This is a genomic window from Paenibacillus sp. FSL R7-0297 (assembly GCF_038009025.1).
Classification (GTDB): Bacteria; Bacillota; Bacilli; order Paenibacillales; family Paenibacillaceae; genus Paenibacillus_AQ.
The window spans coordinates 332,775-345,561 of record NZ_JBBPAQ010000001.1 but is presented as its reverse complement, the minus strand read 5'-3'; the positions used below and the strand labels follow the sequence as shown (position 1 = coordinate 345,561).

The following is a 12,787-nucleotide window of genomic DNA, read 5'->3' as shown; positions in this document are numbered from 1 at the left end:
AAGAAGCAAGTGTAAGGCCTCCGCCAATCCCGCAGCGAATGACCGTAATATGAAGGGTTGTTCTCTTAAGGCGGTTTATATAGTTTACCTCTGCAGCTTCTGCTTCACGCGCATCGCTTTGTTAAGATGGACGAAATTATGCCGTGTGGCAGGCATCAGCACCAGTCCGGCAAGGGTCTTGCCGCTCCAGTAATCGAGCAGCCATTGCTCGGTTTCCAGGACGGCTTTTTCCTTCAGCACCCTGCTGAACTGCGCCGGAGTGGCTTTGCGTCCGAATTGCCCCGGCTGCACAGCGGAAAGGATGGAGCGTGTTCTGATTGCTACAGCACGCCGGTATGCCGCTAATGCCCCGATATTCACCTCGGCACTGAATGCAGCCACTTCCTGATCATTCATTCCATTACCGGAGTGGATGAACGGGGTCTGCAGGCTTTCTGCATAGTGCTCTGAATGAAGCACCTGCGCATGGTCTGCACCAAGGATGTTCATGGTGATGTCCTCGATCCGCGCGCTGTGCCATATATGCCAGACTATAGAGTTACGGCTGCCGGGTGTATGTACAGGATAGCTGCGCAAAGTTGGCTCTAACAGATTATTCCATAAAGAATCCTCGAGACTAGGCTGTTCCCCGCTGCTTATGTCTGCAGTATACAGGGCTGAATGCAGCTTCAGGAATAAAGCAACAGCTTCAGCATGCGCTTCAGGCTTTACGATGATCCCCGACAAAAGCTTATGGTCCCCGCTCCAGCTCTTACGTTGTTGCTCCAGACTCATTTGATTTCCCCGCTTTCTGTGTGGTTTATATTTTGGACCCGGGAAGTCCACAATAAACGCAAACTTTTGCCGGCGGCATCCCGGAAGGAGTGAAAGAATAATTACTTTTTCAGAAAATTTCTGCAAGTTATTGACGAATAAATAGGTAAATAGTAAAATAGTTCGTATACGAAGTATTATTTTATATTGGGTAATTGGAGGGATTGAGGTTGGAGGAAAAGGAAAAGCAGTTGGACGATATTCTGTCCTCTTTCCGCTGTATCAACCATAATTTCCAGCAGCTTTTGTGGAAGGACGCAGAAGAGCTGAAGATTACATCCACCCAGCTAATGGTATTGCGTAAGTTGTCGGCACATCCCGATATCGGTATCACTGAGCTTGCAGACCTGCTGCATCTTGGCAACAGCGCGGCAAGCGGAGTGGTGGACCGGATGGTGAAGGCTGGACTGATTACCAGAGAACGCTCGCAGAGCGACAGACGTATATTTAAGCTGGCGATGACCGATAAGGGCAAGGAGATCCGGGAGTTAAGCAAACAGTCTCTGCGCAGGTACCTGCAGCCCTTGGCTAATATACCTGCTGAGGATGCCGGAGAACTGCTGCGGTTGCATGGTGAAATCATCAAGATTCTAGAACAAGGGAGAGACAAAAAGAAGCTATGAGTACAATTACTGCTGACGCTGCATCGTCCAAGACGATCCGCAGAGGTCCGATTATCGCAGCGCTTCTGATCGGCGCCTTCGTGGCGTTATTGAATCAGACACTGATGAATGTGGCGCTGCCCAAAATGATGGAGGACCTGAAGATCGCCGCCAATACGGCACAATGGCTGACTACAGGGTTCATGCTGGTTAATGGTGTACTGGTGCCGATCAGCGCTTATCTGGTAGAGAAATTTACGACCCGCCAGCTCTTTACGACGGCGATGATGCTATTTTCCATAGGTACACTGGTTTGTGCAATAGGATCGGGCTTTGAAATGATTATGGTAGGCAGAGTTATTCAGGCGGTAGGTGCCGGGATTCTGATGCCGCTGATGAACATTGTGTTCCTGCGCATATTCCCGATTGAAGAACGCGGCAAGGCTATGGGACTTATGGCGGTTGCGATGATTTTTGCTCCGGCAGTCGGACCTACCTTATCCGGATGGGTGGTTCAGAACTACTCCTGGCGCGTGCTGTTCTACATTGTGCTTCCGCTGGCTATCTTCTCGATGCTGCTTGGCATGAAGACGATGCAGAATGTAGGCAAGCTGACTTCTCCAAAACTGGATAAGCCCGGTGTAGTCTTATCTACTCTGGGGTTTGGCGGACTGCTGTACGGCTTCAGTGATGCCGGAACAGACGGCTGGGGGAGTACAACCGTTATCCTCTGTCTGATTCTGGGTATTGTCTCCCTGGGGCTGTTCGTATGGCGTGAGCTTACAGCGGATAAGCCGCTGCTTGAATTCCGGATTTTCCGCTACAACATGTATTCACTTACTACTGTAATTAACATTATCGTGACCATGGCTATGTACGCCGGTATGATTCTGCTGCCGATCTATCTGCAGACGATCCGCGGCTTTACACCGATGGAGTCCGGACTGATGCTGCTGCCGGGTGCGATTCTGATGGGTATTATGTCTCCAATTACCGGAATTATATTTGATAAAATCGGTGCAAGATGGCTGGCAGTTATCGGTCTTGCCATCACGGCTATTACGACTTGGGAGTTCAGCCAGATCAGCAACAGCACAACGTATACACATCTGATTCTGACGTATACTGCACGGATGTTCGGGATGTCCATGCTGATGATGCCCATTGTAACTGCCGGTCTGAATCAGCTTCCGCAGCGTTTGGCTTCGCACGGTACGGCAATGTCCAACACCCTGCGGACCGTAGGCGGTGCACTGGGTATGGCGCTGTTCGTCAGCCTGATGACCAACCGTACGAAGAGCAACATTACCGATGCACTGACAAGCGGTGCGGTATCGCAGACCGATAAGGCGGCGATGCTTAAGCTTACGCAGGAAGCAACGATTAACGGGATTACTCATGCGTTCACTGTAGCTACCTGGGTGACAGTGCTTGCCCTGGTGCTGGCGTTGTTCATCAGAAAGACTTCTCCGCAGCCGGATTTCCTGAAGACGGAAGAAGAGGATGCAGTACAGCCACAGCCTAACAAGGTGAAATCGCAAAGAGCTTAAATGTATGCGCAGGCTATAATTTCATCAAAAGGACTATCCGCAAAGCCGTAAAGGTTTTGCCGGGTAGTCCTTTTGTTGTCCGTTTACAGCCTCAGCTAACCCCGGCTCCCGTGCTCCAGCGCTTCAGCTGAGGCAGGGAATCCCCCAGCATCTGTCGGGCGGCAGCTTCATCCATTCCTTCCTCCACCAAGTACCCGGCACAGAGATCGGTCATCTCCTGCAGAGTGATGTCCGGCTGCTTGAATTCACCGTTCTCATAACAGTAGATACAATACTCCTCCGTTTTGTTGCCTTCCTTGTCGCTGCCCTGCAGCTCTGTTTCGTTAACCGGCATTCCGCAGCTTTGGCAGAACAAGCTCTCCGTTTGTTTCGTTGACGCCGTTTCCATATTGCACACTCCTCAGGGTTCTGGTTCAGGCGGTGTTTGCCGCCTCTTCCTGTCCAGTATAAGCCGGCAAACCTGACAGCATAGTTTCAGGTTCATGTGCGGGTTATGGAAAAAAGATACTATTCCGTTCTTTAATCAGCAGGGTGTGTCGGCTGCGGCTGAGGGAGGCTGGAGGCGTATTTGGCAGCAACGCCTCCGGCCAGCTCGCCTATTCTCCGGCGGATATGTTCCGGCCCAAGCACCTCCAGCACGGTTCCGAAGCTTAGCAGGAAACCGAACAGCCAATCATTCTCAGGATAATGGACCGTGAGGGTGTACCCGCCGCGATCATCCTGCTGCAGTTCCTCGGAGTCGAAATACTCTTCCGCAAGATGCCTGCCTTCCGGTGCAAATTGCAGCCGGATCGGCTGGATATTCTGCGGTTCTTTCCAGCCGTCCGTCCAGGGCAGCTCCTTCAGCGGAATATCCTGGCGGGTATAGTTCCGCTTCTCCTTCACCAGCGCTTTCATCCGCAGCAGCTTGAAGAGCCGGAAATCCCGGCGTTCTGTGCAGAAACCGTATAAGTACCAGCTTTGTCCTTTGAGTACAAGGGTGTAGGGTTCAACGGTACGCGTACTTGCCCGGCCTTCGGCCGAGATATATTCGAAGGAGATGACGGTATTTTCCTCCAGCGCCTCTTTAAGAAGGCTGATCCGCTCTTCCAAAGGGCCCATCAGTCCCCAAGGAGAGAGATCTACGATCATCTGAGTGGTCTTGCTGCGGAAGGCAGCAGTCTGGGAAGGCGGGATCACACTGCTGATTTTCTCCATTAACAGCTGGTGCCCTTCACCGCCATAAGAGGAGACGCTTTGCAGTGCACCGAAGATATCGGCCAGCTCACGCTCGGACAGCACATTACGGTCCAGCCGGTAGCCTTGCATGAGGCCGATACCGCCCCCGGCCCCTTGATACGTGACAACAGGAATACCTGCGGTGTTAATGCTGTCTATATCGCGGTAGATGGTGCGTACGGAGACTTCGAACATATCGGCCAGCTCCTTGGCCTGAATCAGCGGCCGGTTCAGCAGCAGAATGACAATGGAGAGGAGACGGTCTATTTTCACAGAAATGCACCTGCTTTCATTCGGGTTAATGATCTAAGCTTAGCAAATTGTCTGAAATAAAGCATTGCTCCAAATTTCATATTATATTATCATCTAATTAGATATTTATATAATTTAATGAGGGGCTAAAGTTATGAGTACAAATGCAGGATCACTTGCCGGACGCAATAAAGGCTATCAAAGGCTGTTTGCAGCCGGGTTAATCAATGGTATCGGCGACCGTTTCAGCAGTATTGCCATGCTGGCTCTGGTTCTTCATTTGACCGGGTCGGGAATGGCCGTAGGGATATCGCTTGGCGTGCGGGTGCTGCCTTATCTGTTCATGGCACCGCTTGGAGGATTCCTGGCTGGCAGACTGCCGCGCAAAACGATCATGATGGCTGTGGATTTCCTGCGTATCCCGGTAGCCTTGTCTTTGCTCTGGGTGGACGGGAACCATAGGCTGTGGCTGGTGTATGCCGGCAGCTTTGTGATGGCAGCGGGTGAAGCCATCTATAGTCCGGTGCGCAAATCATCCATCCCGCTGCTGGCAGCGCCGGAGGATTTGCTGCGGATCAACGGCCTGGAACAGCTTTTGAACGGCTGCGTGCTGATTCTTGGCGCCTTTACGGGAGGGATTGTCTCGCTTTATTTCGGTCCGGATATGGCCTTTGTTATGAATGCTGTGTCGTTTCTGGCGGCAGGACTTTTGATAAGGGGGATTCATTATCCCAAGCAGGCCCTTGACGGAGACGCCCGCCGGGAGTCTGCACTGCATACTGAAGGCGGAAATCCTAACATAGGCTTGTCTGCCAAAGGGACACGGCGGCGGGCGTTGCGTACAGTTCTTGGAGGCAGCCTGGCACTGCAGATTGTGCTCTGTTATGAATTGCTGGTGCCGGTGATCAATGGCTGGGATAATGTGCTGATCAGCGTATATGCTGTGCAGGTATTTCATGCGGGTGACAGCGGGGTGGGGGCGTTCTACGCAGCGCTTGGCATCGGGCTCAGCCTGAGTTTCTTTGCCGGACGTTTATTCCGCAAAAGGCTTTTAGCGGTAGCACTGGGCGGTCTGCTGCTCGAGGGCATTCTGCTCATGATGATTAGCAGCAGCGGTCATTTCGCTGCAGCATTTCTGCTGTACATTCTGTTATCTTTGGCCGGAGGAACCGGCAATGCCTGTCTGGATACGCTGGTGATGAGAGAAACGCCGCCTGCGCTGCAGCCGGCTGTATTCGGCCTGCTGGCGGCAGTAAGCGGAACCCTGCTGGGTCTGTCCATGTTAGGGGCCGGCTGGCTGCTTGATGAGGTGGAGCCCAGAATGCTGGGATTCGCGGGCGGGGCGGGTTTTACTGTGATTGCGCTGCTATTGGGAGGTTATTACCTGCTGCGCAGCAAATGGAATAAGCGGTACAGGGAGTCCCAGCCTTAATGGTCTGAAAAAATCAGCGGGTTTTGGAGGTTTCTTTGACCTTGACCTTTACTTTGACCTTCGTCTCCAGCGGAGCAGCGGATTTGCGCCGGGACAGCCGGAGAAGGATGGCATTCCGGTAACGGTACATCACAATCAGCGCAGCAATGGCTCCGGCAAAGAGGGCAATCCAGAGGGCATAGGTTTCGATTACGTGGAAAATGCCCATCCACTGCGGTCCGAAGATTTTGCCGATACCGAGGAATAGCAGTACCCAGAACAAGGCGCCGCCATAGGCGTACATTGCAAATTTGCGGAAAGGCAGTGCGATAATACCGGCGAAGTAGCCGGTGAAATGGCGGACGCCCGGAACGAAGTAGCCGATTGAAATCAGCACGCTGCCGTACCGCTCGAACCAGCGCTGGGTCTTTTCCAGCTTGGCCGGAGAGAACATGAACCATTTGCCGTAACGCTGGATGAAGGGCAGCCCGGCCCTAAGCCCAATGAAATAAGTAATGGTCATGCCAACTGTGGTCCCTGCAAAAGCTACGATAACCAGCGTGAAGAAATCCAGCCTCCCGGTATAGGACAGAAACCCGGCGAAGGCCATGGTAGTCTCCCCGGGAAAAGGTAGAGCAATGAATTCCAGCAAAAGCCCAAAGAACAATACGCTATATCCATAGCTGGCGAACAATTCCTGTATCCATTTCAGCATTTCCATACATCCATCACTCTCCGAAGGCTGCGCGCCTGATTCTATTTTGGAGCTTGTCTTCATACAATCTACCAAATGGCGTGAAGGCGCCAATAGAATGCTGGAGGTAGAGAAGATGAAGGAAAGCCGGGAAAATCGTATCCGCCGGTATATGATCCGCGGGTTGCTTGTTATGGCAGTGCTTCTAAGTATGTCAGCCCTTGGGGACAAGGGGCAATCCCCGGCTTCATGGAGGACATTCTCCCTGCAGGCTGAAGCAGGCAGTGCAGCATCTTTACTCTCTAAGAATAATCCTCTGGAAGTCCCGGTGCAAGATTTGCCGCCGGCTGCAGTCAAGAATGCGGAAGCAGAGCCTCTGCTGCCTCCTGTTTCAGGGGGGGCAACTTATGCATCCGCCACCAATCAGCAGGCTTCTACCCTACAGAAAGTGTCCGCCGCTGCGGGCAAATCTAATCAGGATGCTAAGCGCAGCAAGGCAACAAGGGTCGTCTATCTTACATTCGATGACGGGCCAAGTGCAGTTACTCCCCGGGTCCTCAAGATATTGCAGGAGCAGGGAGTGAAGGCTACCTTCTTCGTGCTGGGGGAGCAAGCTGCCAGCCGCCCTGAGCTGGTCAATGCCATTTGGGAGCAGGGGCATGCCATCGGCAATCATTCCTATAACCATAATTATCATGATCTCTATAGCGGATTCACGGAGTTCTGGCGTCAGATCAAACAGACAGAGGAAACCGTCAGAGGCATTACAGGGGTTCGTCCGCAGCTGGTCCGTGCACCGGGAGGCACCTTTGGCCATTTTGACAGTACTTATTTTTATCTGCTGAAGCAGGCGGGCTATGAGGTGATGGACTGGACCGTAGACAGCGGAGACTCCAGCCGCCGGGGAGTACCTGCCGCAGAGATCCTGCAGCATTCGGTTGCTGATCTGGATTCCCGGAGTGTCATCCTGCTGCTGCATGACGGGTCGGGTCATGAGCAGAGTGCCAAGGCGCTGCCGGCTATTATTGAACGCTACAAAGCCGCCGGTTATGAATTCGGCTTACTTAATGCGCAGAGTGAGCCGGTACAGTTCAGAGTGTCGGCTAAGGCAGCGGCACTGCAGCGGGTGAAGCCGTCCAAAGCCTGGATCTCGGCGAATATTGTTCCGAATGCTGAACTGTTTGCACCCGGCAAACCGCTTGCTCTGGAGGTAGGAAGGCTGGAAACCATCCTGAAGCCTGGAGAGTACAACGTTAGAAACGGGCAATATTTCGTACCTCTCCGTACCGCCGTGGAACGGCTGGGCGGGCAAGTTGGCTGGGATGCGGCTGCCCGCAGCGGACAGGTGAAATGGAATGGACGAACAGTGACTGTGAATTCAAAGAAACAGCAGATAGAAGTCATCCAGCCGGACGGAGCAGTGGAGCTCAAGACAGCAGAGATACAGCTCATTGGTTCTTCCCTTTGGGTACCCCTGCGGGATTTGCTCGAAGCCACAGGGCATCCACCGCTTACGGCCAGTGTAAATGCAGAAGAGCGCAGAGTGAAGGCTTATTGAACCAGTGCTAAAAAGAATTCCCTGGATGTCTGGGTACCCTTTTTGATGGGAAGAATAGATAGTAATAGGCTCCCGGAAGCCGAATAGCCAGCGAAATTGCGGGCAGGCGGGGAGCTAGTCTATGACCGAAGAAAGGGTGTCATCCTTGTCCTCTTCATCATTGATAGATCAGATCAAATATGAGCATGGAAAGCGGGAGAGTTCAGGGAAATCTGCGGCTGCGTTCCTGTCCCGCCGGCGTGTCCGCAGCACTGTACAGGAGTGGGCACGGATGCTGCTTTTAACCGCAGCGACCTTGGGATTATATCTGTGGCGGGGCGGGGAATCACTCTTGCTGCTCCTGACGGCTGGCGTAATTGTAATGTCCGGCGGGCTGCTCCTGCATCTCTGCGGTCCACGGAGGGTAGCGGTTCTCCGCACAATAACACCCGCACGTCCTTCGGCCGGGGATACCGTTACCGTTAAGGTACAGATCAGCTTTGTCTCCAAGATCCCGCTTCCCTGGATAGTTGTTGCCGATTACTGGAGTGAAGGCAGCCATCAGGAGCTGCTGTTCCCCGGATTCCGGCGCTCCTTCACCTATTCGTATGAACTGAAGTCTGTTCCCAGAGGGATCCACCAGCTTTACGGCTGCGGTGTCACCTGGGGGGATCTGCCTGGTTTGTTCACAGGCGGCTGTCAGCCGGGAGGCAAGGAGAGCTTCAAGGTGCTCCCGAAGGCGCTGTATCTGGCCGGCAGCTTGCCGGATAACCGTGCAATGCCGGGAGACCGGATGCTTCCCGGACGGGGGAAGCAGGGCAGTGCAGAAGCAGCTGATATCCGTGACTATGCTCCCGGTGATCCGCTCAGCCGGATTCACTGGAAGAACAGCGCCCGTAAGGGAACGCTGCAGAGCAGAGTACCTGAACGGGAAGCCGGGCAAATGACCTGTATCGTGCTTGCCAACTGTCCGGAGGATTATGAGGTTCCTTACGGTGCCCTGGTACCGCGCGGGCAGCGGGGATCGGTTATGCCTGCTTTTGAACGGGCGGTGTCGGCGGCAATGGGCCTGATGCTCTCTGCCGAACGTTCCAGCAGTTACCTGCAGCTCTTCAGCGGCGGTTGGCCGGAAGGAATGGCCAGACATGAAGGCCTGGGTCAGATCCCCGGCAGGGTACAAGACCTGCTTACGGAAATATCCCCATCCGGCTCACAGAGTCTCACCCGGCTGCTGGAGGATGCTTCGCGGGGCTGGATTCCCGGCATGACGGTGTCTGTCATTACCGGCCGGCTTGAAGAAGATTCTGCCCGGACGCTTGCCCGTTTTTTGGTCCAGGGAATTAAGGTTGAGCTGTACTATGTCTGGGATCAGCCCTCTCCGGCCGGAGGAGCGGCGGACGATCCGGTACGGAGTTCAACCGGAACCAAGGAGGCCAGGGAAGGATTCCCTGAACCTGTAGAGAGTTATCCGGCCGATAACTATAGCCCGGGTTCCGGCGGTAAGCAGCGTACATCGGGCACTATAGCCGGAAGTCTGATGCGGCTGGGCGCGCGGATCCATTGTCTGAACGATGTCTCTCCTGCACAAGTGTACAAGGGGGCGGAGTATTATGGATATCCGGGCCAACCGACATCCCATTAGGGTTACGCCAGCAGACTTAGGCGGCCCTATAATTTCATCAGGGGGCAGCAGGTTGCCGGAAACGGAAAGTACGGAGAACAGCTTCGCCGATAAAAGGGAGAGCAGTCCCCTGTATTATCGCGGGCTGTTCTCTTTGGCTATTATGGGAATGTTCACCCTGTGGCTGCTGCCGCTCAAGCGGCTGGCGGCATCGGCGGAGACCGCCGAGCTTCTGAAGCTCCTGATGCTCTCGGCTGCCGGACTGCTGTTATGGGGATGCATTCAGCTTCCTCGCCTTCTGCAGGCCTGCGGGCAGTTCCTCCTGATCTTCCTGACCTGGTTCTACCAGTGCGCGGCACAGGAGGGAACTGCCTGGCTGCGGCTCTATACAGCAGATATCCGTGAGGATGCCCTCCTGCTCCTGTCAGGCCGGATTTCTGCCTTAAGTGAGGACAGCCGGCTGCTGATTCTGGTGCTTGGCTGGGGCCTGTTAGTATCATCTGTCCAGCAACTGGCTCTGTACAGGGGAAGTATCACCTTATTTACAGGTGTAACCCTGGTATATCTGCTGGCGCTCGATATGGTCTATGCTGTCGATACGTCCGGTGATGTACTGGTCTCAGCAGGTCTGATTCTCTGGATGCGGTCATTAAGCGGACTGCTCCGTCTGCAGGAACGGACAGGAAGCCACGCTCTTCCTTACGCCCGCTGGGGAATATGGGCGCTCTCTACAGCGGTGGCCGTGACGGTGGCAGCCTGGATAGGCGGGCAGGGAATTGGTGCCCGGCCGGTGGTCCCCATTACACTGCAGCCGGTTCTTAATAAGCTGGAGAATTGGGCGGAAACGCAAAGGCCCGGAGAATCTGCCGGACCTCAGGCTGCCAGCACCGGTTACAGTGCGGGAGACGGGGAGCTGGGAATGCCCTTGTCGCCAAGCAGAGAGGCCGTCTTTAGCGTAACCGCTGCACGTGCGTCCTACTGGCGGGGAGAAAGCGTGGCTTATTATGACGGCCGCCGCTGGATTAGAAGCGTGGCTTCCTATGAACCGCTTAATTTAACGAGCCTCCCGGTTGCGGAGCCGGAAGCGGCCGGGCCAGCGCCGCTCATTCAGCGGATTCAGTTCGCGAAGCCTTCATCCGGCGGGCTTCCTATCTTCAGCGCCGGCACGGCAGTCGATGTACAGAATATCCGGCTGGCCGATGGGAGCCAGCTTGGTTATGTGCTTGCGAACGGCGAGAAGAGCAGCTTCCGGCTACCGGAGATTTCCGGCTCTGCCAAGTTAACGGAATATACGGTGAAGTCCGTGCTTCCGGAAAGTGATCCGGCTGTGCTGCGCAAGCTGCAGGGGATTGATCCTGAGCGGGTGAGCAATCTGTATTTGCAGCTCCCCGCAGCCGTGCCGGAGCGGGTGAAGCTTCTGGCAGAGCAGCTTACCGCTGCTGCGGCTAACCGTTATGATGCCGCTGCTGCGGTTGCAGATTATTTGCAAACCGGCTACACCTACACCCTGCAGACCCGAGTGCCGCCGTCCGGTGCGGATTTCGCCGACGATTTCCTCTTCGGGACCCGGCAGGGCTACTGCGTGCATTTCGCCACGGCAATGACAATCCTGCTGCGCAGCAGCGGCATTCCGGCCCGTTACGTCCAGGGCTACGGCCCGGGGACGCTTGTGGCCGGCTCCATGCCGCAGCGCTACAATGTGACCGGAGGCGATGCCCACGCCTGGGTCGAGGTCTATTTCCCCGGCGCCGGCTGGGTTCCCTTCGACCCCACGCCTGCTGCCTCCGCCGCTGCCGCAGGCGCGGTGGAGACGAATCTGGCGGCTGCCTCCGCGCCGCCGGGAGCCCGCATGTCCGCGGCGCAGCTCGCGGACGCTCTGTCCGCCGCCCTGCCGCAGGCGGGCGGCACAGCTCCGGCGCCGCTTGCCGCTGCGGCGCTGGGGCTGGCCGCCGCCATCCGCTGGCGGCGTTGCCTGGCCCTGCTGCCGGCGGTGCGCCGCGCCGGCAGATTAAGCCGTGAGCGGCAGCTTCGCGCCGCCGCTCTGGCCTGGCACGGGCTGGCGGCGCGGTATGGGCCGCCGCTGCCCGGGGTTACCGCCAGGGAGTACGCAGACTCCCTGGCCATTGAGGACGGGCGGCTTCGCGCCGCCGTCCGGGACTTCGTACGCCAGTGGGAAATCCTGGCGTACAGCGGATGCGCGGGCGGGCTTGCCGCGCGCGCGCATCCACCGCGCCGGGGCGCAGCCGTATCGCTCCCGCAATCGCCGCGTCCTGGGGCAGCCGTCGCGGTCCCGCAGCCCCCGCGTCCTGGGGCAGCCGTCGCGGTCCCGCAGCCCCCGCGTCCTGAGGCAGCCGGCGCGGTTCTGCAATCGCCGTGCCCCGGCGCCTCGGAGGCGCACGCGCAGTCTCCGCGCTCCATTCCCACCTTGCGCTCCAGTGCTCCTGCCAAGGATGCGGAAGCCATTGACGCAGCCGCGTTCATTGCCAGATGTATGACGATTACATTCCGTCTGACCCGATAAGATAAGAGGCGTTCACTGCTAATGCAGCGGGCGCCTTTTCATCATTTACATCAATATTTAAGTTGAACTTAGATGCCGACTGAATGCCTGCACGAAATACAACAATCTCCTCATAAAAACGAGCCAAATCAAAAACTGTTGCATAAAAAGCAGCATTTCCCCCGTAATCAGGCGGCTAAGCGCGTCAATTCCTGCATTTCATACAACAATTGTTACGAATCCCCCAGCATTCATGAATCCATGTTGTAATACTTACAACATTTAGCCCTTTCTTTGCAGGTGAAAATTAAGTGAGCTCACTTTGCGGCCGGGCGGTGCCCCGGAGAGTACAGCGTGACCCTTGGAGGGCTGCAAAAGTATAGCTCTGGCGTATTAGTTGGTTTTCCGGCGAATTAGTTAGTTCATAGTCATTTTCCCGATGTACGCCCGCCGGCCAGCCCTCTGTTCTGTCCAGCATATGACGGCATTCCTGAAAGAGGAAATCACTTTTTGGCAACTATAACAGCAGACCTATCCTCACTCGGCTAAGGTGGAAGCGGATACGCATTCCAAGATCTGGATACTGCCT

General features: G+C 55.5%; 10 protein-coding genes. 6 read left to right on the top strand and 4 right to left on the bottom strand.

Going from position 1 to position 12,787, the window contains the following annotated elements:
- Window positions 1–84 precede the first annotated feature (84 nt).
- Window positions 85–774 (bottom strand): hypothetical protein, encoded by a 690-nt coding sequence (locus MKZ24_RS01400; protein ID WP_042232390.1) that lies wholly within the window; start codon window positions 772–774, stop codon window positions 85–87.
- A 209-nt stretch (window positions 775–983) separates the two neighbouring features.
- Between MKZ24_RS01400 and MKZ24_RS01395 the strand changes: the two genes are divergently transcribed.
- A complete protein-coding gene (locus MKZ24_RS01395) occupies window positions 984–1,436 on the top strand; it encodes a MarR family winged helix-turn-helix transcriptional regulator (RefSeq protein ID WP_039310060.1) in 453 nt (150 codons plus the stop codon).
- Entirely contained in the window at window positions 1,433–2,965 is a 1,533-nt protein-coding gene (locus MKZ24_RS01390; RefSeq protein ID WP_042232391.1) for a DHA2 family efflux MFS transporter permease subunit, read from the top strand. Before MKZ24_RS01395 ends, MKZ24_RS01390 begins: the two co-directional genes overlap by 4 nt.
- A gap of 91 nt (window positions 2,966–3,056) precedes the next feature.
- Here the strand turns inward: MKZ24_RS01390 and MKZ24_RS01385 are convergent, their stop codons facing one another.
- Together MKZ24_RS01385 and MKZ24_RS01380 are read right to left on the bottom strand one after the other, a co-directional pair.
- On the bottom strand, window positions 3,057–3,353 hold the full coding sequence (locus tag MKZ24_RS01385; RefSeq protein WP_042232393.1) for a zinc ribbon domain-containing protein: 297 nt from the start codon (window positions 3,351–3,353) through the stop codon (window positions 3,057–3,059).
- Window positions 3,354–3,484: 131 nt separating this feature from the next.
- Window positions 3,485–4,456, bottom strand: coding sequence for a helix-turn-helix transcriptional regulator (locus MKZ24_RS01380; RefSeq protein ID WP_042232394.1), 972 nt, complete (start codon window positions 4,454–4,456; stop codon window positions 3,485–3,487).
- Between the two features lie 133 nt (window positions 4,457–4,589).
- On the opposite strand from MKZ24_RS01380, the gene MKZ24_RS01375 reads away from it, so the two are divergent.
- Window positions 4,590–5,867, top strand: a complete 1,278-nt coding sequence (locus tag MKZ24_RS01375) for an MFS transporter (RefSeq protein ID WP_042232395.1) — start codon at window positions 4,590–4,592, stop codon at window positions 5,865–5,867.
- Between the two features lie 13 nt (window positions 5,868–5,880).
- On the opposite strand, the gene MKZ24_RS01370 is transcribed toward MKZ24_RS01375, so the two are convergent.
- Window positions 5,881–6,567 carry a DedA family protein gene (locus MKZ24_RS01370; RefSeq protein ID WP_042232396.1) on the bottom strand — a complete coding sequence of 229 codons (687 nt, stop codon included), beginning with the start codon at window positions 6,565–6,567 and terminating at the stop codon, window positions 5,881–5,883.
- A 109-nt stretch (window positions 6,568–6,676) separates the two neighbouring features.
- Here MKZ24_RS01370 and MKZ24_RS01365 point away from each other — a divergent pair, with 109 nt between their 5' ends.
- From MKZ24_RS01365 to MKZ24_RS01355, 3 genes are all read left to right on the top strand, one after another.
- Entirely contained in the window at window positions 6,677–8,098 is a 1,422-nt protein-coding gene (locus MKZ24_RS01365; RefSeq protein ID WP_042241453.1) for a polysaccharide deacetylase, read from the top strand.
- 121 nt (window positions 8,099–8,219) lie between these two features.
- Window positions 8,220–9,719 carry a DUF58 domain-containing protein gene (locus MKZ24_RS01360; protein ID WP_042232397.1) on the top strand — a complete coding sequence of 500 codons (1,500 nt, stop codon included), beginning with the start codon at window positions 8,220–8,222 and terminating at the stop codon, window positions 9,717–9,719.
- Window positions 9,720–9,771: 52 nt separating this feature from the next.
- Window positions 9,772–12,219, top strand: coding sequence for a transglutaminase domain-containing protein (locus MKZ24_RS01355; RefSeq protein WP_042232398.1), 2,448 nt, complete (start codon window positions 9,772–9,774; stop codon window positions 12,217–12,219).
- Window positions 12,220–12,787: the final 568 nt, after the last annotated feature.

Bases quoted from the DNA above. Each gene is read 5' to 3' on its own strand.
- MKZ24_RS01400 (WP_042232390.1), bottom strand. From the start codon at position 774: ATGAGTCTGGAGCAACAACGTAAGAGCTGGAGCGGGGACCATAAGCTT.
- MKZ24_RS01390 (WP_042232391.1), top strand. From the start codon at position 1,433: ATGAGTACAATTACTGCTGACGCTGCATCGTCCAAGACGATCCGCAGA.
- MKZ24_RS01385 (WP_042232393.1), bottom strand. From the start codon at position 3,353: ATGGAAACGGCGTCAACGAAACAAACGGAGAGCTTGTTCTGCCAAAGC.
- MKZ24_RS01375 (WP_042232395.1), top strand. From the start codon at position 4,590: ATGAGTACAAATGCAGGATCACTTGCCGGACGCAATAAAGGCTATCAA.
- MKZ24_RS01370 (WP_042232396.1), bottom strand. From the start codon at position 6,567: ATGGAAATGCTGAAATGGATACAGGAATTGTTCGCCAGCTATGGATAT.
- MKZ24_RS01365 (WP_042241453.1), top strand. From the start codon at position 6,677: ATGAAGGAAAGCCGGGAAAATCGTATCCGCCGGTATATGATCCGCGGG.
- MKZ24_RS01360 (WP_042232397.1), top strand. From the start codon at position 8,220: ATGACCGAAGAAAGGGTGTCATCCTTGTCCTCTTCATCATTGATAGAT.